The 19,708-nt window shown below is 47.4% G+C and carries 20 protein-coding genes and 1 other annotated feature; all 20 genes read left to right on the top strand.

Annotated features, from left to right (window positions below):
• The first annotated feature begins 36 nt into the window (after positions 1 to 36).
• The 20 genes from J7E78_RS08555 to obgE all read left to right on the top strand — a co-directional run bounded on the left by J7E78_RS08555 (position 37) and on the right by obgE (position 19,615).
• The gene (locus tag J7E78_RS08555) at positions 37 to 2,703 is read left to right on the top strand and encodes a valine--tRNA ligase (protein ID WP_215075808.1); all 2,667 of its coding nucleotides are present in this window, start codon (positions 37 to 39) and stop codon (positions 2,701 to 2,703) included.
• Between the two features lie 78 nt (positions 2,704 to 2,781).
• Complete coding sequence (locus J7E78_RS08560) at positions 2,782 to 4,158, top strand: bifunctional folylpolyglutamate synthase/dihydrofolate synthase (RefSeq protein WP_215075809.1); 1,377 nt, start codon at positions 2,782 to 2,784, stop codon at positions 4,156 to 4,158.
• Between the two features lie 56 nt (positions 4,159 to 4,214).
• On the top strand, positions 4,215 to 5,534 hold the full coding sequence (murC, locus tag J7E78_RS08565; protein ID WP_062837803.1) for a UDP-N-acetylmuramate--L-alanine ligase: 1,320 nt from the start codon (positions 4,215 to 4,217) through the stop codon (positions 5,532 to 5,534).
• Between the two features lie 116 nt (positions 5,535 to 5,650).
• The gene (locus J7E78_RS29800; RefSeq protein ID WP_215075810.1) at positions 5,651 to 6,880 is read left to right on the top strand and encodes an SPOR domain-containing protein; all 1,230 of its coding nucleotides are present in this window, start codon (positions 5,651 to 5,653) and stop codon (positions 6,878 to 6,880) included.
• 145 nt (positions 6,881 to 7,025) lie between these two features.
• Positions 7,026 to 7,268, top strand: coding sequence for a DUF4321 domain-containing protein (locus J7E78_RS08575; RefSeq protein WP_047841183.1), 243 nt, complete (start codon positions 7,026 to 7,028; stop codon positions 7,266 to 7,268).
• Positions 7,269 to 7,362: 94 nt separating this feature from the next.
• Positions 7,363 to 7,974 (top strand): Maf family protein, encoded by a 612-nt coding sequence (locus J7E78_RS08580; protein WP_251034904.1) that lies wholly within the window; start codon positions 7,363 to 7,365, stop codon positions 7,972 to 7,974.
• Positions 7,975 to 8,011: 37 nt separating this feature from the next.
• Positions 8,012 to 8,701 (top strand): RadC family protein, encoded by a 690-nt coding sequence (gene radC, locus J7E78_RS08585; protein WP_036673540.1) that lies wholly within the window; start codon positions 8,012 to 8,014, stop codon positions 8,699 to 8,701.
• A 183-nt stretch (positions 8,702 to 8,884) separates the two neighbouring features.
• The gene (locus tag J7E78_RS08590; RefSeq protein WP_017692612.1) at positions 8,885 to 9,919 is read left to right on the top strand and encodes a rod shape-determining protein; all 1,035 of its coding nucleotides are present in this window, start codon (positions 8,885 to 8,887) and stop codon (positions 9,917 to 9,919) included.
• A 185-nt stretch (positions 9,920 to 10,104) separates the two neighbouring features.
• Positions 10,105 to 10,977, top strand: a complete 873-nt coding sequence (gene mreC / locus J7E78_RS08595) for a rod shape-determining protein MreC (protein ID WP_215075812.1) — start codon at positions 10,105 to 10,107, stop codon at positions 10,975 to 10,977.
• Entirely contained in the window at positions 10,977 to 11,510 is a 534-nt protein-coding gene (gene mreD, locus J7E78_RS08600; RefSeq protein ID WP_036605906.1) for a rod shape-determining protein MreD, read from the top strand. The genes mreC and mreD overlap by 1 nt, the downstream gene beginning before the upstream one ends.
• Before the next feature lie 74 nt (positions 11,511 to 11,584).
• Complete coding sequence (minC, locus tag J7E78_RS08605) at positions 11,585 to 12,247, top strand: septum site-determining protein MinC (RefSeq protein ID WP_215075813.1); 663 nt, start codon at positions 11,585 to 11,587, stop codon at positions 12,245 to 12,247.
• A 3-nt stretch (positions 12,248 to 12,250) separates the two neighbouring features.
• Positions 12,251 to 13,045 (top strand): septum site-determining protein MinD, encoded by a 795-nt coding sequence (minD, locus tag J7E78_RS08610; protein WP_110001376.1) that lies wholly within the window; start codon positions 12,251 to 12,253, stop codon positions 13,043 to 13,045.
• Positions 13,046 to 13,194: 149 nt separating this feature from the next.
• Positions 13,195 to 14,043: a M23 family metallopeptidase gene (locus J7E78_RS08615; protein ID WP_215075814.1), complete on the top strand. Its 849-nt coding sequence runs from the start codon at positions 13,195 to 13,197 to the stop codon at positions 14,041 to 14,043.
• Positions 14,036 to 14,896, top strand: a complete 861-nt coding sequence (locus J7E78_RS08620; RefSeq protein ID WP_215075815.1) for a M50 family metallopeptidase — start codon at positions 14,036 to 14,038, stop codon at positions 14,894 to 14,896. The genes J7E78_RS08615 and J7E78_RS08620 overlap by 8 nt, the downstream gene beginning before the upstream one ends.
• A 106-nt stretch (positions 14,897 to 15,002) precedes the next feature.
• Entirely contained in the window at positions 15,003 to 16,253 is a 1,251-nt protein-coding gene (locus tag J7E78_RS08625; protein ID WP_091037546.1) for an Rne/Rng family ribonuclease, read from the top strand.
• Positions 16,254 to 16,309: 56 nt separating this feature from the next.
• Positions 16,310 to 16,394 (top strand) — a sequence feature (ribosomal protein L21 leader region).
• Between the two features lie 14 nt (positions 16,395 to 16,408).
• Positions 16,409 to 16,720, top strand: coding sequence for a 50S ribosomal protein L21 (gene rplU / locus J7E78_RS08630; RefSeq protein ID WP_091037543.1), 312 nt, complete (start codon positions 16,409 to 16,411; stop codon positions 16,718 to 16,720).
• 14 nt (positions 16,721 to 16,734) lie between these two features.
• Positions 16,735 to 17,064, top strand: coding sequence for a ribosomal-processing cysteine protease Prp (locus J7E78_RS08635; protein WP_036605912.1), 330 nt, complete (start codon positions 16,735 to 16,737; stop codon positions 17,062 to 17,064).
• Positions 17,065 to 17,087: 23 nt separating this feature from the next.
• Positions 17,088 to 17,399 (top strand): 50S ribosomal protein L27, encoded by a 312-nt coding sequence (rpmA, locus tag J7E78_RS08640; protein WP_017692622.1) that lies wholly within the window; start codon positions 17,088 to 17,090, stop codon positions 17,397 to 17,399.
• A 150-nt stretch (positions 17,400 to 17,549) separates the two neighbouring features.
• The gene (locus J7E78_RS08645; protein WP_215075816.1) at positions 17,550 to 18,287 is read left to right on the top strand and encodes a Spo0B domain-containing protein; all 738 of its coding nucleotides are present in this window, start codon (positions 17,550 to 17,552) and stop codon (positions 18,285 to 18,287) included.
• 17 nt (positions 18,288 to 18,304) lie between these two features.
• Positions 18,305 to 19,615 carry a GTPase ObgE gene (gene obgE, locus J7E78_RS08650; RefSeq protein ID WP_076216952.1) on the top strand — a complete coding sequence of 437 codons (1,311 nt, stop codon included), beginning with the start codon at positions 18,305 to 18,307 and terminating at the stop codon, positions 19,613 to 19,615.
• Positions 19,616 to 19,708: the final 93 nt, after the last annotated feature.

Below are 19,708 nucleotides of genomic sequence, written 5' to 3' on the forward strand. Positions count from 1 at the left end.
TTTGGCGAAGATGATGAAGTAACGGAGGAATGACACATGTCTGAGGAAAAAAAATCAGCTGCAACAGAAATGCCGACCACTTACGATCCTAAGGCGGCAGAGGATAAATGGTACTCCACCTGGATGGAGCGTGGATATTTCAAAGCCGGTCAACGTAAAGATGCCGAGCCGTATACGATTGTAATTCCACCCCCAAATGTGACCGGGATGCTGCACATTGGGCATGCGCTTGATTTTACACTGCAGGATATTCTGATCCGCACCAAACGGATGCAAGGTTATGATGCACTGTGGCTGCCGGGTTCTGACCATGCAGGTATTGCTACCCAAACCAAAGTGGAGCAGAAGCTGCGTGAAGAAGGTCTGACTCGTTATGATCTGGGACGTGAGAAGTTTCTGGAGAAAGTATGGGACTGGAAAGATCAATATGCAACTACCATTCGTCAGCAATGGGGCAAAATGGGATTGTCTCTTGATTACTCACGTGAACGTTTTACGCTGGATGAAGGTCTGTCCCAAGCGGTTCGTAAAGTATTTGTTCAACTGTATGAAAAAGGCCTTATTTACCGAGGCAAACGCATCATTAACTGGGACCCGGTGAACCGGACAGCGCTGTCCGACATTGAGGTTGAATATAAAGAGGTACAGGGTCACTTGTACCATCTGCGTTACCCGCTCAAAGATGGAAGTGGCTACGTTACAGTGGCAACAACACGTCCTGAAACGATGCTGGGTGATACAGCGGTTGCTGTTCATCCCAAGGATGAGCGTTATGCAGATATGATTGGTAAAGTACTTGTACTGCCTATCATTGGACGCGAAATTCCAATTATCGCTGATGATTATGTGGATAAAGAGTTTGGAAGTGGTGCTGTTAAAATCACACCTGCGCATGATCCAAATGACTTTGAAGTAGGTCTTCGTCATGATCTGCCTCAAATTACGGTAATGGATGAGAGCGGCACAATGAATGCTGAGGCAGGCAAGTATCAGGGACTGGATCGCAGTGACTGCCGCAAGCAGATTGTTGCTGACTTGAAAGAGCAGGGCGTATTGATCAACATTGAAGATCACACGCATCAGGTTGGACACAGTGAACGTACCGGAGCTGTTGTTGAGCCGTATCTGTCTACACAGTGGTTCGTTGAGATGAAGCCACTTGCAGAGAGAGCGATTAAGAAACAACAGAGCGGCGAAGGGGTTAATTTTGTTCCAGATCGTTTTGAGAAAACCTATCTGAACTGGATCGAGAACGTTCGTGACTGGTGTATTTCCCGTCAATTGTGGTGGGGACATCGTATTCCTGCCTGGTATGATGAAGAAACGGGTGAAATCATCGTATCTGCTGAAGATCCAACAACGCTGCCAGAGTATGCTGGACGCAAGCTCAGACAGGACGAAGACGTACTCGATACTTGGTTTAGCTCCGGCTTATGGCCATTCTCCACACTAGGCTGGCCGGAAGATACCGAAGACCTGAAGCGTTATTATCCGACAAGTGTACTTGTGACAGGGTATGACATCATATATTTCTGGGTTGCACGCATGATTTTCACTGCATTGGAATTCACCGATGAGATTCCGTTCAAGGATGTGCTGATGCATGGTCTTGTTCGTGATGCAGATGGACGCAAAATGTCCAAATCACTGGGCAACGGTGTAGATCCGCTGGATGTAATTGAGAAATACGGCGCAGATGCAATGCGTTACATGATCTCAACCAGCAGCACGCCAGGTCAGGATCTGCGTTTCCGTTGGGAACGGGTGGAGCAGGCCCGTAATTTTGCCAACAAGATCTGGAATGCTTCGCGCTTTGCATTGATGAATCTGGAAGGATTCACCTATGAGGAACGTGACATCAGCGGAGAGCTTGGTACAGCCGATTATTGGATTTTGCACCGTCTGAACGAAACTTCCCGCGATATTACGCGTCTAATCGAAGCGTATGAATTTGGGGAAACGGGTCGTGTGTTGTATAACTTTATCTGGGATGACCTGTGTGACTGGTACATCGAGTTTGCCAAGCTGTCCTTCTATGGGGAAGATCCGGTTGCCAAGAAGAAAACACAATCTGTGCTTGCTTATGTGCTGGATCAGACCATGCGCCTGATTCATCCGTTTATGCCATACATCTCGGAAGAGATCTGGCAGCATCTGCCGCATGAAGGTGAGACGATTACGTTGGCATCATGGCCGGTATATGATCCTGCTCTGGAGAACCCAGAGGCTGTTGCCGAGATGAACCTGCTCATGGATACCATTCGTGCAGTTCGAAACATTCGTGCAGAAGTGAACGTGCCGATGAGCAAAAAGATCGAGTTGATGGTCAAAGCAAACAGTCCTGAGACGTCCAGCATCATTGAGCGTAACAGTCACTACATCAAACGTTTCTGCAATACGTCCGAGTTCGATAGTGGGCTGGATCTAAGCTCACCGGACAAGGCAATGACTGCGATCATTACGGGGGCAGAACTATACTTGCCGCTCGCAGGTCTTATTGATATCGAGCAGGAAGTGGCTCGTTTGGAGAAAGAGTTGCAGAACCTTGAGGGCGAAGTTCTCCGTGTAGAGAAAAAGCTGGCGAACGAAGGCTTTGTTGCCAAAGCTCCTGCCAAAGTTATTGAGGAAGAGCGCGCCAAGCAAGCAGATTATTCCGATAAACGGGATAAAGTGATTGCACGAATCAAGGAACTTAAAGGTTAATATATTTGGGTCGGATGGAGAGCTATTATGCCATCCGGCCGCTTTTTTCACTCAAACTCGGGACCGAAGGTGAATCAGATGACGGAATTAGACGGGACAGATGCAGCAGCTCCTTTACTTACGTATAACGAGGCCGTGGACTGGATCAATGGCCTTATTCCTTTTGGCATCCGACCTGGATTGGAACGAATCGAGAATCTGATGTCCATGTTAGGCAATCCACACCAACGTCTCAAATTTATTCATGTCGCGGGAACGAACGGCAAAGGTTCGACTTGCGCTTTTTTGACGTCAGTGCTTCTTCAGGCTGGATATGATGTGGGTACCTTTACGTCGCCTTATATCACCAAGTTTACAAACCGTTTTCAATACAACGGTGAGGATATTCCTGAAGAAATCCTGCTTAAGCTCTCGAACCGATTACATCCACTGGTCATGGAAATGGCCTCTACTCCGCTTGGATCACCCACGATGTTTGAGGTGTCCACGGCTCTGGCGCTTCTGTACTATGCAGAAGAGTGTTACCCTGACGTTGTGGTATGGGAGACGGGGCTAGGGGGAAGGATGGACGTAACGAATATTGTCACACCTGTTGTGTCCGTCATCACCAACATTGGTATGGATCATACGGATGTGCTTGGAGATACGATTGAGCAGATTGCCTGGGAAAAGGCAGGCATTATCAAGCCGGGAGTACCCGTTGTGACTTGCGCAACTCAACCCGAAGCTGTGAAGGTGATTCAGGAGAAAGCACAGCAGCTTCAATCAAGCGTGTATTTGGCTGGAGATCAATTCTCTTATCATAGACTGGACAGCAATGAGAACGGACAATCTTTTCATTTTACAGGCCCGTTCCGTGATCTGGACGTTCGCATACGCATGCAGGGCTCACATCAATGTGACAATGCAGCGGCTGCACTTATGGTGCTTGAATTGCTCAGACAATACATGGCATTTATGCTGGATAACAACGATATTACACTTGGACTGGAGAATGCTTTCTGGGCAGGGAGATTCGAAAAAGTCGTCGATGAACCCCGAATTGTGCTCGATGGAGCACATAATCCGGAAGGGGCAGAGTCACTGGCCAAGAGCATTATGGATGTCTATCCGCACAACAAGTTAATTTTGATGATGGGTATGTTGGCAAATAAGCATCACGAAGCGTATTTGCAGCATATACTGCCACTAGTGGATACGCTGATCCTGACCGAGCCAGATTTCCGACGCAAAATGGATGCAGCCGAATTGCTGCAGATTGTCGAACGGGTACGTCCCGCCATTGCGAAGCAGGAACTGGAAATCATCGTCGAGCCCGAATGGGCAAAGGCACTTGATCTATTGAAGTCACGGACGGAAGCGGAAGATCTGGGGGTGGTCTCCGGCACACTGTACCTGATTGCGGATGTGCGGGCAGCCCTTTTGCATCAAACCGATTCTGAAAAAGGTTGGTGAAAGTTTTGTTAAATACATCGGAACACGTTCATTTTATAGGGATTGGCGGATATGGCATGAGTGCCATCGCAAGAGTTATGTTGGAAATGGGATACACCGTTACCGGATCGGATGTCGCTTCACAGGAGTTGACCGAGAAGTTGGCAGCCAAGGGAGCGAAAATATATATCGGACATACGGCAGAGCACGTTACTGGAGCAGACCTGGTTGTCTACTCTACGGCAGCGCCTGCTGATAATGTGGAACGGGTAGCAGCTGCAGAGCTGAACATTCCGATTCTGCATCGTTCCCAGATGCTTGCACGTTTGTTGAACGAACGTAAAGGTGTGGCTGTGGCTGGAGCTCACGGTAAGACAACCACCTCATCCATGATTGCACTTGTTATGGATAAATGTGATACGGACCCGACATATATCATTGGCGGAGAAATCATGAATGTGGGTACCAACGCCAAGGCAGGCCAGGGAGACTGGGTTGTCGCTGAGGCGGATGAGAGCGATGGTTCATTTTTGCAGTACCATCCATGGCTCGGTATTGTAACGAATATTGAGGCAGATCATCTGGAGAATTACAACAGTGATTTTGAGGAGCTCAAAAAGGCTTATGTGCAGTTCCTGAGTCAGATTCGTCCAGAAGGAACAGCGATTGTATGTTCTGACGACGAGAATGTTCAAGCGATTTTGCCAGAGCTCAAGTCACGGATTACAACCTATGGTATTGATCGTGCTGCAGATTATACGGCAACGGATATTGTATTGGGCGATCGCCGTATCTCCTTTACGATGAATCATCAGGGTGCTGCTATGGGCACGGTGGAATTATCAGTGCCGGGTAAGCATAACGTTTATAATGCGATGGCTACTGTGATTACCTGTCTGGAAGCAGGCATTCCATTTGAGAAGATTGTGGCAGCTATCATCCAGTTCCACGGAGCCAAACGCAGATTCCAGGTATTGGGCGAGGCGCGTGATATGCTGATCATCGATGATTATGCTCATCACCCAACTGAGATTGAAGCTACCATTAGTGCAGCCAAAGCAACGGGCAAACGCATTATTGCGGTATTCCAGCCACAGCGTTATACGCGGACATTCTTCCTGCTGGATGCGTTCAGTCGTGCTTTCGCGGAAGCGGATGAGGTACTTATTACGGATATCTATTCTCCTGCGGGGGAAAAACAGATCGAAGGAGTAACCTCAGCCAGACTGGTTGAACTAATCGTTCAAAACAGTAATGCTTCTGCACGTTACCTTCCTACAAAAGAAGAAGTTGTCGCTGATCTGCAGCATCGTCTGCAGCCAGGAGATCTTGTGATTACGATGGGTGCAGGTGATATTTGGAAAGTCGGCGATACACTTGCCAAAGGTTTGAAATAAATCAATTGAGAAAACGCCTGTCTTCGATACGAAGCAGGCGTTTTTTGCGTTATATGGAATGTTTTCTCCAGTCTCTGCATATAGCTGATATAAATGGGACAAAGGAGAGGGTACGGGTGAGCAATGCTAGAATGACGTTTCGCTTCGGGGATCATGAGTCGGACAAGCCTGAAAACAAGAGGATATCCGCGTCCAGTCCATTGGTTACGTTAAGTGAAGAATTACCGCATCATCAACCGCTAACGCCTAAACAGATGGATACGACCCCGTCATGGATGCCTGAGGATATCCCCGGAGACTGGGGAGAGACGGTGCTGACAAGCTCTACTGTACCTGCACCTGACGAGCGGGTGAGTCATGATTCGAACTTGAACTGGGATGGGGCCCATTATTCTGGGAACCGTTCCGGTTACGGTTATGTTAATCACACCGATAATCCGGAGGAAGAGCGTCGTGACTTGTCCAATACCCATGATGATCAAGGCCACGACTGGCTTGCAGATTCGGAGAATTATTCCTATAAACGCAATCGCCCTCCAAGGGGATGGAAAATGATTGGTTCTGTTACTGGGGCACTTGTTACCGGAGCACTCTTTGGTATGGTTATTCTTTCATTTTTCAATAAAGAAGGAGCCGCGAAGCCAGGCGATCTTCTGCCAGTCAATCAGGCGGTTTCCACCGTGACGGGTCAGGAGGGGGCTGCAGGGACAGAGCAGCAGCTTAAGACAGCTACGACTGGCAGCACGTATTATGCACTTCAATATGGCGTATTCAGTTCTCCTGAACGAGCTGAGCAGGCCAAACTTGAGCTGGCTCAAGCAGGTATAGCCGCAGGTTCTGATCCCGAAGATGGCAATCGAGTATATGCAGGCATCTCGGCTGATCGTGAAGAGGCCAAGCTACTTAGCTCCAGGCTAAAAGCCCAGGGAGTTGAACTGTATGTCAAGGAGATTGTGAACCCTGAGATCAATCCGGCTATATTCGGCGGCAAGCAAGAGGATGTACAGCTTTTCTTCACAAACAGTTCTGCACTGGTCGAACAATTATCTACCTTATCCATTCAGCAGTTGGGACAATCTGCTCCGGCAGCGGTTTCTACAGAAACGATGACCGCGATTCAGAATAAGCATCAGTCATGGTTAACTGGTTTGAATAGCCTCTCACCCGGCCTGACCGCAGATGTACAACCTATTATTGGTGGAATGGAGAAATCAATGAACAGTGCAATTACGGCTATCGCGGAGTACAACAAAAACCCGGATGATGTGCACATGTGGTCCGTGCAGTCCGATCTGATGGAATATGTACTGCAGCAGAAAAAATGGCTCGAAGCGATTAAGCAGTAACATGCTCTTTCCCATAACAACGCTTGGAAATACCCATCCGGCAAGGAACTGGAAATAGTTCCCCTTGCCGGATTTGTGTTTGTATTGACGTACAAAACCCCGTATAATAATGTGGGTGTCAAAAAATGGCGAGGGAAGATTACCGATGAAAAAAAACTTCGGCATGTTATTGCTGTTTCTGCTGCTCGGCTGGATGGCCGGAGCGTGGATCGCCAAGGCACTGCAGCCTGTAAAGGCAGTAGCCTTTCTTACGAAAGCCACGACCATACGTTGGTCGCCGCAGGCTGATCTGGATATTATCAGTTATGATATTTCACTTCAATTTCAAATGAGCCTTCTGAGTCTGATCGGTATGATTGCCGCTGTGTGGCTGTATCGCAGACTGTAGGAGAATGACGAGTTATGACGAAAAAAAATAAACCAGTGACATCTATTATCGTGATCCGGACAGGATGTTGCCGTGGCATAAGGAGCCGTTCATTTTGGATAACACACAACAGCGCCCTATTATTCTGGCCTCCACATCGCCTCGGCGCAAAGAACTGATCGCATCACTCCACCTAGCGTTTGATGTAATACCAAGTCATGCCAATGAAGATACACCACCAGAGTGGACACCTGAACAGACTGTACAGGAGCTTGCTTTGCGCAAGGCGCTTGCCGTGTATCGCGGGCTTGAAGGACGCGAGCAGGAAGCCATTATTGTTGGTAGTGACACCGTTGTTGTTCTGGATGGTGAGATTCTAGGCAAACCTGTAGACGAAGCCGATGCTGAACGTATGTTATTCCGGCTGCAGGGCCGTGTACATCGGGTGTTTACGGGCGTCGCTTGTATTGATGCGGGCAATGGACAGTCGTTAGTTCATTACCGCCAGACCGATGTAACGATGAAAGAACTGTCGGATGCGACCATCCGTGCTTATGTGCAGACAGGTGAGCCTTCAGACAAGGCAGGATCATATGCCATTCAGGGCATTGGTGCTTCACTGATCGACCGCATTGAAGGATGTTATTTTAATGTGGTTGGTTTGCCGCTATCCTTGCTAAGTGATATGTTGGACGGGTTCGGCGTGCATGTGTTGCCACGAATATGAATGAAGCCAAATGTTGTGAAATGAAAAGAGGGAACATATGGAGTCGCCTCAATACATGATGCGCGACATCCCCCAGGAAGAACGCCCGAGAGAACGCATGATGGAATATGGGGCGGGCGCCTTAAGCCATGCTGAATTGCTGGCAATTTTACTTCGAACAGGCACAAGACAGGAATCCGCGGTGCATATGGCACAGCGGATTCTGGCCGAAGCGGGTGGTATCCGCTCGTTGATGGATCTGAGTCTGGAAGAATTGACTGCGATGAAAGGGATTGGCAATGCCAAGGCTGTGCAATTGAAAGCTGGCATTGAGCTGGGTCATCGGATTGCCAAGAGCAGACTCACGCAGTCGACTTCAATTCGTACACCGCGTGATGCAGCTGATATCCTGATGGAACAATTGCGTTACTTGCAAAAAGAACATTTTGTGTGTCTCTTTCTGAATAGCAAAAATCATATTATTGCCCAGGAAACACTCTCCATGGGCAGCCTTAACGCTTCGATTGTACATCCACGTGAAGTGTTCCGGGCTGCCATCAAATGTAGCAGCGCATCGATTGTGTGCGCACACAACCATCCGAGTGGTGATCCTACGCCCAGTCCGGAGGATATCCAAATAACCAAGAGACTGATTGAAGCAGGCGCTATTGTTGGCATTGACGTGCTTGATCATATTATTATCGGAGATGGAACGTACGTAAGTTTGAAGGAGAAGGGCTTAGTATAATATAATGGTTGGCGTTGATGTTTTCCTATGAATGTTAACGGCGTTGTCCGTAAAAGATAGGTTCACTTTACAAATGCAAAAAAACAAATGCGAATATTAGCTCCACGTGTTACGTGGGAATGAAATTATTATGCTCTGGATCAGAATGGAGCGGCTATATGAGGCAGAAAAGGAGATTATGTTATGTTTGGTGGTTTTACGAAAGATTTGGGTATTGACTTGGGGACAGCAAATACGTTGGTTTATGTACGAGGAAAAGGAATTGTGGTGCGAGAACCTTCGGTTGTCGCTATACGGACAGATACAAATAGCATCGAGGCAGTAGGTGAAGCCGCCAAAAAAATGATTGGACGTACACCAGGTAACATTCGTGCCATTCGTCCAATGAAAGATGGCGTTATTGCCGATTTTGATACAACGGCAACGATGATCAAATATTTCATCCGTGAGGCGCAGAAACAACGCTCCATGTTCCAGCGTCATCCAAACGTGATGGTATGTGTACCATCCGGGATCACGGCAGTAGAACAACGTGCGGTTGAAGATGCAACCAAACAGGCTGGGGCACGTGAAGCCTATACAATTGAAGAGCCTTTTGCTGCTGCAATCGGTGCAGACCTGCCTGTATGGGAACCAACGGGTAGTATGGTTGTAGATATTGGTGGCGGTACAACGGAAGTGGCCGTTATCTCTCTTGGTGGTATTGTAACGAGCCGTTCGGTCCGTGTAGCAGGTGACGAGATGGATGAATCCGTTATCCAGTACATCAAACGTCAATACAATCTCATGATCGGTGAGCGTACATCGGAACAATTGAAGATGGACATCGGATCAGCTATGCCATTGGAACAAGTAGAAACGATGGAAATTCGTGGACGTGACCTTGTAACAGGTCTGCCGAAGACAATTACGATTACTTCGGACGAGATCAGTGAAGCGCTGGCTGATACGGTGAATGCGATTGTTGAAGCGGTAAAGGTAACACTGGAAAAATGCCCGCCTGAACTTGCAGCCGATATCATGGATCGGGGTATCGTTCTTACAGGTGGTGGAGCGCTGCTTCGCAACCTGGACAAGCTTCTGGCTGGTGAGACAGGAATGCCTGTCATTGTGGCTGAGAACCCGCTGGATTGTGTAGCGATCGGAACAGGTAAAGCGCTAGAGAATATTCATTTGTTCAAAAGCAGAAGTAGTTCGGCAGTTCGTTCCAAACGTTAATTGGTATTTGCCCAACTTGGCATTGCGACTAAGTGGCAAGGTATCGTTATAGAGTACCCGGTTAACCCCGGGGATGAGCTATTACCCGCTTAACAGGGGAGGATCAGCTGATATTCTCGCAGGGACTACAGGTCTGACAGTCTCCCCGCCGGGCATGGCTCGGAAGAGAATATGGATGTTAGAGGGTGTTCGAACTGTTTAAACTGCTAGGCAACAAAAGACTTTTTGTTTTGCTGGTGGGCCTTGTTACATTTATCGCGTTAATGGGCTTTACGCTCAGTCCGCGAACCACTCTATCCTGGCCGGAGAAATTCCTGAAGGATTCAGTTGGATTTGTACAATACGTATTTTACAAGCCCGCTTCCTATGTAGCGGGCTTTTTCAAAGATGTAGCGAACATGCGTACGGTATATGATGAGAATGAAGAGCTTCGCATCGCAATGGGTCACTATACTCGTGACCGATTGAAGTACAATGATATGGAGCAAGTGAATGAGCAGCTTCAGAAAGCGCTCAATTTCACAGAAGAACAGAAGAATCGCTATAATTACGGTTCACGAATTGCTCAGGTTATCAGTGCCAATTCGGATCCCAATAGCAGAACCATTAACATTGATATTGGTGAAAATGCTGGAATTAAGCCGGGGATGGCCGTGACCTCCCAGGAAGGGCTGGTCGGCGTGATCAGTCATGTCAGCTCATATACATCAACGGTTAATCTGTTAACCTCCATGGACGCCAATGATCCGACATCCAATGCCATTGCAGCAACGGCAGTAGGTAAGGAGAAAGTATTTGGTATGATTGAGAGCTACGATCCGAAGACGGGCATGCTCAAGATGACCAAAATCTCAGAAGATTCTAATATCCAAGAGGATGATGAGATTATCTCCTCCGGAATTATTAACAATTTTCCGAAGTACATGCGGATTGGTAAAGTGAAGAGTGTTGAGAAAAGTGAGTATGGTTTAACAAAAACAGCTACAATTGAGCCATATGCAAGCTTTTTGGACTGGAAAGAACTGATTATCATTATCCCGCCTGAGGTAAAAGAGTAATGGTGACGCGCAAGCAAGTTTTGTTCCTGTTACTATTCGTTTTGTTCATTGCGGAAGGCACGATTTTGCCGCTGCTCATTCCTTCCGGCTGGCAGATGCGTATCTCTGCCAATCTGGTCTATATCGTAATTTTGTTTATCGCTGTATATCATCATCGGCACACAGCACTAGTGCTTGGTATATTTTTTGGACTATTGCATGACGTCGTATTCTACGGCGAGATGATTGGACCTTATGGATTCTCGATGGGATTATCGGCATACATGATGGGACTCATTTTTCAAGCACCTCGTGCACCCTTGCCGGTTATGGTATCGGTTGTCATTTTGGGAAGTCTGCTTAATGACACCATGCTATTTTTCCTGTACAAGCTCTTCCAACTTAACCACGTGACCTTTGACTGGGCGTTGATTGAATACATGATTCCTAATTTGTTCATTCATTTTGTGTTTGCCTTGATCATATATGTCCCGCTTCGGAAACAACTGGAGCGGATCGGCAAGAGACGGAGCAAGACAGAAGAAGCTTCCTAAATACATTTATGGAGCGCAAAGCAGGAACTTGGGGCCCCGGGCACGAAATGTAATGAGATGGGAGGGACAGGCTTATGACGGTAAAATCGAATCACGTAACGATTAAAGGCATCCGAGACGGCCTGGTTTTCCTGTTGGACGATCAATGTGAATTCGAGGAATTGCTCTATGAGCTCCGCTATAAGCTGGAACACAGCCATCAAAATATTTTGACCGGACCGATTGTTCATGTGGATATCAAGTTGGGTGCCCGCAAAGTGACAGAGGACCAGAAAGAAGCAATCCTCGATATATTGAAGCAAAAAGGGAATTTGCTTATTCGATCCATCGACTCACCTGCACTCCAACCGGAGGTTAAAGGACCACCGCCGATTGTAACCATGTGTGGTATGGTGCGTTCAGGTCAGGTGCTTCATCATGAAGGAAATCTCCTGTTTCTTGGGGATATCAATCCGGGGGGCACAGTGACGTGTACCGGAGATATATATGTGTTGGGTTCACTCAGAGGTATGGCTCATGCCGGAATTGGCGGGGACGAGGAAGCGATTATTGCCGCTTCGGTATTTGCACCGACGCAGCTGCGGATTGCGGATATCATCAGTCGTCCTCCCGATGAATGGGAGAGCCGAGAGACCGGAATGGAATTTGCTTACTTACAGGACAATCAGATGCAGATAGACAAAATGAGCAATATCGTTCGGTTACGCCGAGATTTTAATGTGTTTAAAGGAGTGTAGCTCATGGGAGAGGCGATCGTGATCACTTCGGGTAAAGGCGGCGTGGGTAAAACAACCACCTCGGCAAACATCGGGACAGCGCTGGCGCTGCTCGGCAAAAAGGTTTGTCTGGTAGATACCGATATCGGCCTTCGTAATTTGGATGTCGTGATGGGACTCGAAAACCGTATTATTTACGATCTGTGCGACGTTGCGGACGGCCGCTGCCGTCTAAATCAGGCTTTGGTCAAAGACAAGCGTTTCGAAGAATTATACATGTTGCCTGCGGCGCAGACGAGAGACAAAAACTCAGTGTCGCCAGAACAGGTGAGAGATATTATCCTTGAATTGAAAAAAGATTTTGAGTATGTCATTATTGATTGCCCAGCCGGTATAGAGCAGGGTTTCAAAAATGCGGTAGCAGGAGCAGATCAGGCCATCGTGGTCACTACACCGGAAAATGCTGCAGTGCGTGATGCCGATCGTGTCATCGGCCTGCTGGAGAGTTCACACATTCAATCACCAAAGCTGGTGGTGAATCGAATTCGCAATAATATGGTTAAATCGGGTGACATGTTAGATATCGATGGTATTTTACAAGTACTTAATATTGACCTGATTGGCATCGTGCCTGATGATGAACTGGTCATCAAAGCGGCCAATTCAGGAGAACCTACGGTCATGAATCCGGATTCACTTGCGGCGATTGCCTATCGCAATATCGCACGACGCATTCTGGGAGATACGGTTCCATTGATGCAGCTGGAGCAGAAAAAGGGCGCTTTTACTCGTTTCAAAAAGTTCTTCGGAATGGGTTAATTCATTAAAATGGACTTATTCATTATCTGATTACATGACAGCCGTGGCTTATAGCCCGGCTTTTTTTGTTACCTGCGGGCAGGCTTGTTCATATTATCAACCGCCTCTTCATAGGATGTAGTAAACAAGCCTCGGCGGGAGGACATTCCATGAACACGAAACTCAGAATCAAGCAGAGACGAGAAGAACGCATTCGGCGACTGATGGGCGGTGCGACTGTTGAAGTTTTACAGGAGCAAAAAGTAGGTTCAATATTGGACAAGAATGAGATCATACACCCAAAACCATTTACGCCTAGTGAGGGGATACAGGAAAGAGATCCGGAATGGTTGTGGAAAAAAGAGAATGGTCATTTCGTTCCAGGGGGGCATTCGAGATTCAACCTGTTCAAGTCACTTCTCAAACGGACGGTTATTAGCGCTTTGATATTTGGCGGAGTATGGGGTTTATTTCAGTTGGATACATCGTGGACGACATCACCCAAAACAGTAATTGCGGATGCACTCCATCGGGATATGGATTTTGCCTCAGCAGCGGCCTGGTATGAACGGCATTTTGGAGGAACGCCTTCGTTTCTTCCGGTCCTCGGACATACGACAGATGCCGTGAACGGATTGAAAGTAAGGCAGTTACTGGACAAACCAATCTCAGGCACAGTGGTTCAGCCATTCGCGCTGAGCATGAAGGGAATTGAGATCGTTCCGGATGCCGCAGGTGCAGAACTTATACAGGTCGCAAGTTCTGATGCAGGGCGTGTCATGGAGGTTATCGGCGATGCAGCAAGTGGGTTCACAGTTGTCATCCAGCATACAGGCAATGTCACGGCAATATACGGTCGGTTGAACGAAAGTGAAGTGAACGTGAATGATTGGGTGGAAGCGGGGAATCCAGTAGGGAGCCTCAAGGCTACGGGTGGTGAACAACCGGCCACGCTCTATTTTGCGGTCAAAGAGGGTGAGGAGTACGTAGACCCGGCGGAAGTTGTTGCCCTTGATTAGGGTGTGGGGAGTCCGAATTACGTTTCATCCGTTTTTTGTAATTATCATGATGGCTTCCCTTCTGACTGGACATTTTATTGAACTTATTACGTTGTTTGCCATCGTATTCATTCATGAATGTGGACATGCTTCGGCTGCTGCCCTTCTGGGTTATCGTGTCTTGTCAATCCAGATGCTTCCTTTTGGAGGAGTAGCGGTTATCGAAGATGGAGGTACGATCACGGCATACCGGGAAATCATCATTGCTCTGGCAGGTCCATTACAAAACATGCTGATGGTTGGTGTGGTTTTGCTGTTGCAGTATGGAAATCTGGGCGATCCGGTTTTTCTCAATTATATCATTCAGGGGAACCTACTTATTGCCCTCTTCAATCTGCTCCCTGTACTTCCTCTGGACGGAGGTAAAATTGTTCAGGCGCTTGTCAGTCTGTGGGCACCCTACTATACAACATTAATGTGGACTTACAGAATTAGCATCCTGTGTAGCGTAGGGGTTATTTTATATGCTATCAGCCGATGGTTTACTGGAGACTACGGCCTACCGCTCAACATTCTGTTAATCGGCCTTTTTTTGTTCTATTCCAACTTAACAGATTACCGAAATGTGCCTTATCGCTTTATCCGTTTCCTCATGAATCGAGAGGGTGTGTTCGCTCGTCACGCGGCTACTGGCAGTTTGGCGCAGCCAATAATCTCATTTCCGGCGAAACCTTTGGACACTATTTTGCGTCTATTAAAGAGAGAAAGATACCATATGGTATACGTGATGAACAGACAGGGTCGAATTATGGCCGTCTTGCCTGAGCAACGGATTATCGGTTCCTATTTTAGGCAAAATGATGATAAATTGTAGTGTTCTGGTGGACCTGTTCTGAAATGGGTTAATACATGTACAATGAGAATTGAAAAGATACTGAAATGGATGTGGATGAATTGAATTGTCTTCTAGAGGTGAAGCCATGAAACAAATGATAGTACATAATGAACATAACCTCATGCAAATGGCGCTTCTGGAAGAAGGCAAAGCTGTGGAATTTACGGCAGAGCGTACACGCGAGCGTGGACTGCTGGGTTCCTTTTTCAAGGGACGGGTCGTGAATGTGTTACCAGGTATGCAGGCTGCTTTTGTGGATATTGGTCAGAAAAAGAATGCGTTTCTCTACGTGGATGATGTGTTGCATCCCCATCTGGAGAAACAGCCCAAGGTGAAGCCTTCCATCTCGGAGTTGCTTCGTCCGGGTCAGGAAGTCATTGTTCAGGTTCTGAAAGAACCGGTAGGAGGCAAGGGAGCTCGGGTGACGACTCATTATTCACTCCCGGGCCGTTGGCTTGTCTACATGCCTGTTGCTGACTATGTAGCGGTATCCAAGAAAATTGCCCGTGAAGGGGATCGTTCTCGTCTTAAGGCACTTGGGGAGCAACTGAGGCGGGATGAAGAAGGACTTATTATTCGGACCGTATCTGGAGAAGAGCAGCATGAAGCCATTAAGTCGGACTTGGAGACATTACGTGCGCAGTGGTATCTGATTCGTGAAAAAGCGGACAGTTTGCCTTCACCAAGCCTCTTGCATCGGGATCATAGCATGGTACAGCGAATCATCAGAGATGTGTATACGCCAGGGAGTGACGAAGTCATCACTGATAGTGAAGGACAAGCCCGTGAGGTAAAAGCATTGCTCGAAGAGATTAGTCCTGGTCATCAACCCAAAGTACAGGTGTACCGGGGAACAGAATCCATCTTTGCTGCCTATGGTGTACAGGAACAGTTGAATAAGGATTTTGCCCGGAAAGTGTGGTTGCCCGGAGGCGGATACATTGTTATTGATCATACCGAAGCTCTGACTGTAGTGGATGTGAACACAGGTAAATATACGGGAGCTGGCGGTGACAGTCTGGAAGAGACCGTGACAGAGACCAACATACAGGCAGCAGTGGAGATTGCCCGTTTAATGCGCCTGCGAGATATCGGTGGCATGATTATTGTCGACTTCATTGATATGGAGGAAGCCTCGAATCGGCATGAAGTCGCAGCAACCTTGGAGGGCGAGCTCAAGAAGGATCGGACCAAAGCGTTTGTAATGGGTTGGACCAAGCTGGGCTTGCTCGAACTTACCCGTAAGAAAGTGCGGGAAGAAAGTACGCTGCCCTATGTGGAGCCGTGTTCTTCCTGCCATGGAACGGGAAAAAGATATATTTCACCTTTACATTGATTTTTGATATATTGCGTGATATAATCTTCAAGTATGTGTTTAGCCTAATGGTCTTGCACATGCTGTAACCGCACTGGCCGGGTATAAGAACAGTTCCGCAAGGATACTGTCACCTGAGAACGGGCGAGTCTGAGACATGAGGAGGTGCAAGGCAAATGTACGCAATTATTGAAACAGGCGGCAAACAGTACAAAGTCCAAGAGGGCGATGTTCTGTTCATCGAGAAATTGACTGCGAACGATGGCGAAAGCGTAACGTTCGACCGTGTCCTGGCTGTATCTAACGATCAAGGTTTGACAGCAGGTACACCATTGATTTCCGGAGCTACTGTAACGGCTAAAGTGGAGAAACATGGCAAAGGACAAAAGGTTATCGTATACAAATACAAACCTAAAAAGAACTACCATGTGAAGCAAGGTCACCGTCAACCGTACACTAAAGTAACTATCGAAAAAATCAAAGCGTAAAGAAGGTGCGATAAGTGATTATCGTTCAAATCTTTCGTGATGAGGACGGGAACATCGAACGTTTTTCCATCGAAGGGCATGCTAATTTTGCCAAGCGGGGAGAAGACATCGTATGTGCCGGGGTATCCGCTGTTACAGTGGGTACGGTGAACTCGATTGAAACATTGACAGGTGTCGAAATGGATGCCAAGATGAAGAATGGTTTTTTAAGCGGTTCTTTACCTTTGTTAGAGAGAGGGGAAACCTGGTCCCAGGTACAATTGTTACTCGAATCCATGGTGGTTATGCTCTCTAATATTGCAGAGTCATACGGGAAGTATATTAAAATACAGCAATTCAAATAAGCAAAGAAGGAGGACAACCAATCATGTTGAAATTAAATCTTCAGTTATTCGCATCGAAAAAAGGTGTAGGTTCCACGAAGAACGGACGTGACAGTAATGCTCAACGTCTGGGTGTTAAACGTGCTGATGGTCAAACTGTAACTGGTGGTAGCATTCTCGTTCGCCAACGCGGAACGAAAATTCACCCAGGAACTAACGTTGGCATCGGTAAAGATGACACTTTGTTCGCGAAAATCGACGGCGTTGTAAAATTCGAACGTTGGGGACGCGATCGCAAAAAAGTAAGCATCTATCCTGTTAATGTTGCTCCTGTAGCAGCAGCAGTAGAAGCGTAATATCGGCATTCCGCCTAAGGAGCCTTCGGCATTTTTGCCGAAGGTTTTTTGTATTCAACGGTTATTCGATAATGAACTGGCAGAAAAGACATGTTATACTTGGTTACGGTGGGTGTAGACCAACCGAGTTTTGTAGAACGGGGAGAAGCCATGAAATCTTGGAAAAGAGTGCCGTGGATTGCGGCATGTTCACTTCTGATTCCTTTGGTTTTCGTTATGTTGTATCCGGCGATGATCTCAAGCGTCGTGTGCGCATTGTGGTCCGTCGCAGTATTGCTCATTTCTGTGAATGCGATGAAGAAACAGGCGGAGGCGGAACGCAGAGCCATCATACAATCCATGGAAAAAACAGCAATTGCTTCATTAAATCATCATCGACACGACTGGATGAACGACCTTCAGGTGTTATATGGATATCTTAGGCTGGGCAAACTTGATAAATCCTTGCAATGTGTGGAAAGAATAAAAGAGCGGGTTACAGAAGAAAGCCGAATCTCTAGATTAGGCATTCCTTCCCTTGTATTTTATCTTCAGTCTTTTCGCGCCAGTGGAAGTGCACTGGACTTGCATGTGGAAATAGAAGATGAGTTGCAGCTTAGTGCTCTGGTCTCTCCCGAGGATGGCGAGTCACTTACCGGGGCGATTGCGGATGCAATCAGGGCCTATCAATATGGCGGCGGCCGGTCTTCTTGGGGAGAGGTTCGCAAACTGACCTTGAACTTCGGACAGGATCATGGAGATGTGGTTGTCCGACTGGACGGGGATCAAACACCCGATCCGGAAACACTGCGGCAGCTTACTGCCGTACTCCAAGGAAAAAAAGTCAGAACGGAGCAGTTTCCGTCTGAGGATACGTTTATACAATTCAGAATGCCGTGTGGAATATAGGAAGAAGGGGTTAACCAATGTTTGTAGATAAAGCGAAGATTTATGTAAAGGCCGGAGACGGAGGGGACGGAATTATTTCGTTCCGTCGTGAGAAGTATGTACCAAACGGCGGACCTGCCGGGGGCGATGGAGGCAGAGGAGCTGACATCATCTTCCGTGTGGATGAAGGTTTGCGGACGTTGATGGACTTCCGTTACCAACGTCACTTCAAGGCCCCACGTGGTGAGAAGGGACGTAATAAAAGTCAGCATGGTGCAAACGCGGAGAACATGATTGTGCGCATTCCACCAGGAACTATTATCTTGGATGAAGACAGTGGAGAAGTACTGGCGGATATGACCCGTCACGGTCAACAGGTTGTTATTGCTCGTGGTGGTCGGGGCGGACGGGGTAACATCCGATTTGCTACACCGAACAATCCTGCACCTGAACTTGCCGAGAATGGTGAAGAAGGCCAGGAGCGTTACATCGTACTCGAACTGAAGGTTATGGCAGATGTTGGTCTGGTTGGTTTCCCGAGTGTCGGGAAATCTACATTGCTTTCTGTCGTTTCGTCAGCCAAGCCAAAGATCGGGGCATACCATTTCACAACCATTACACCGAATCTGGGTGTAGTTGGTGTAGGAGAAGGCCGAAGCTTCGTCATGGCTGATTTGCCTGGACTTATTGAAGGTGCACATGAAGGGGTCGGACTGGGACATGAGTTCCTGCGTCATGTCGAGCGTACTCGTATTATTGTTCATGTCGTAGATATGTCGGGTTCGGAAGGACGCGATCCTTTTGAAGACTGGCAGAAAATCAATGACGAATTGAAGTTGTACAATCCGCTTCTCGCCGAAAGAACGCAAATTGTAGCAGCTAACAAGATGGATATGCCAGACTCTGAAGCGAACCTGGAGCAATTTTTACAGCAAGTTCGTGAAGTTCAACCTGATATTGAAGTGATGCCAATTTCATCCTTGACCCGAAAAGGGATTCAAGAACTTCTGTATCGTGCAGCTGATCTGCTGGATCAGGTTCCAGACGAACGAGTGGTTGAAGAGGTAGCAGATGTATCTGAACGCAAAGTATACAGTCTGGACAAAAAAGAAGACGATGGTTTCAAAATTGTGCGTGAGAATGAAATGTTCGTTGTCGAAAGTGCCAAGATTGACCGAATGATGAAACGGATGCAACTGAACTCACATGAAGCTATATTGAAACTCGCACGTACACTGCGTTATATGGGTGTGGATGCTGAGTTGCGTAAGCGCGGAGCTGTAGAAGGCACCATCGTGCGCATCGGAGACTTTGAATTCGAATTCGTGGAAGGCAGCAGTTACTACTAAGTAGCCGTCTTCTATGGAGACAGATAGATATATGAACGCAGAGAAGTGGGAAGTTGACCCACAACTCTGCGTTTTTTTGTTTTTTCCTGACAT

It is taken from the genome of Paenibacillus polymyxa (assembly GCF_018614975.1).
GTDB lineage: Bacteria > Bacillota > Bacilli > Paenibacillales > Paenibacillaceae > Paenibacillus > Paenibacillus polymyxa_E.

Bases quoted from the DNA above. Each gene is read 5' to 3' on its own strand.
- J7E78_RS08555 (WP_215075808.1), top strand. From the start codon at position 37: ATGTCTGAGGAAAAAAAATCAGCTGCAACAGAAATGCCGACCACTTAC.
- J7E78_RS08560 (WP_215075809.1), top strand. From the start codon at position 2,782: ATGACGGAATTAGACGGGACAGATGCAGCAGCTCCTTTACTTACGTAT.
- murC (WP_062837803.1), top strand. From the start codon at position 4,215: ATGAGTGCCATCGCAAGAGTTATGTTGGAAATGGGATACACCGTTACC.
- J7E78_RS08575 (WP_047841183.1), top strand. From the start codon at position 7,026: ATGAAAAAAAACTTCGGCATGTTATTGCTGTTTCTGCTGCTCGGCTGG.
- radC (WP_036673540.1), top strand. From the start codon at position 8,012: ATGGAGTCGCCTCAATACATGATGCGCGACATCCCCCAGGAAGAACGC.
- J7E78_RS08590 (WP_017692612.1), top strand. From the start codon at position 8,885: ATGTTTGGTGGTTTTACGAAAGATTTGGGTATTGACTTGGGGACAGCA.
- mreD (WP_036605906.1), top strand. From the start codon at position 10,977: ATGGTGACGCGCAAGCAAGTTTTGTTCCTGTTACTATTCGTTTTGTTC.
- minC (WP_215075813.1), top strand. From the start codon at position 11,585: ATGACGGTAAAATCGAATCACGTAACGATTAAAGGCATCCGAGACGGC.
- minD (WP_110001376.1), top strand. From the start codon at position 12,251: ATGGGAGAGGCGATCGTGATCACTTCGGGTAAAGGCGGCGTGGGTAAA.
- J7E78_RS08615 (WP_215075814.1), top strand. From the start codon at position 13,195: ATGAACACGAAACTCAGAATCAAGCAGAGACGAGAAGAACGCATTCGG.
- J7E78_RS08625 (WP_091037546.1), top strand. From the start codon at position 15,003: ATGAAACAAATGATAGTACATAATGAACATAACCTCATGCAAATGGCG.
- rplU (WP_091037543.1), top strand. From the start codon at position 16,409: ATGTACGCAATTATTGAAACAGGCGGCAAACAGTACAAAGTCCAAGAG.
- rpmA (WP_017692622.1), top strand. From the start codon at position 17,088: ATGTTGAAATTAAATCTTCAGTTATTCGCATCGAAAAAAGGTGTAGGT.
- J7E78_RS08645 (WP_215075816.1), top strand. From the start codon at position 17,550: ATGAAATCTTGGAAAAGAGTGCCGTGGATTGCGGCATGTTCACTTCTG.
- obgE (WP_076216952.1), top strand. From the start codon at position 18,305: ATGTTTGTAGATAAAGCGAAGATTTATGTAAAGGCCGGAGACGGAGGG.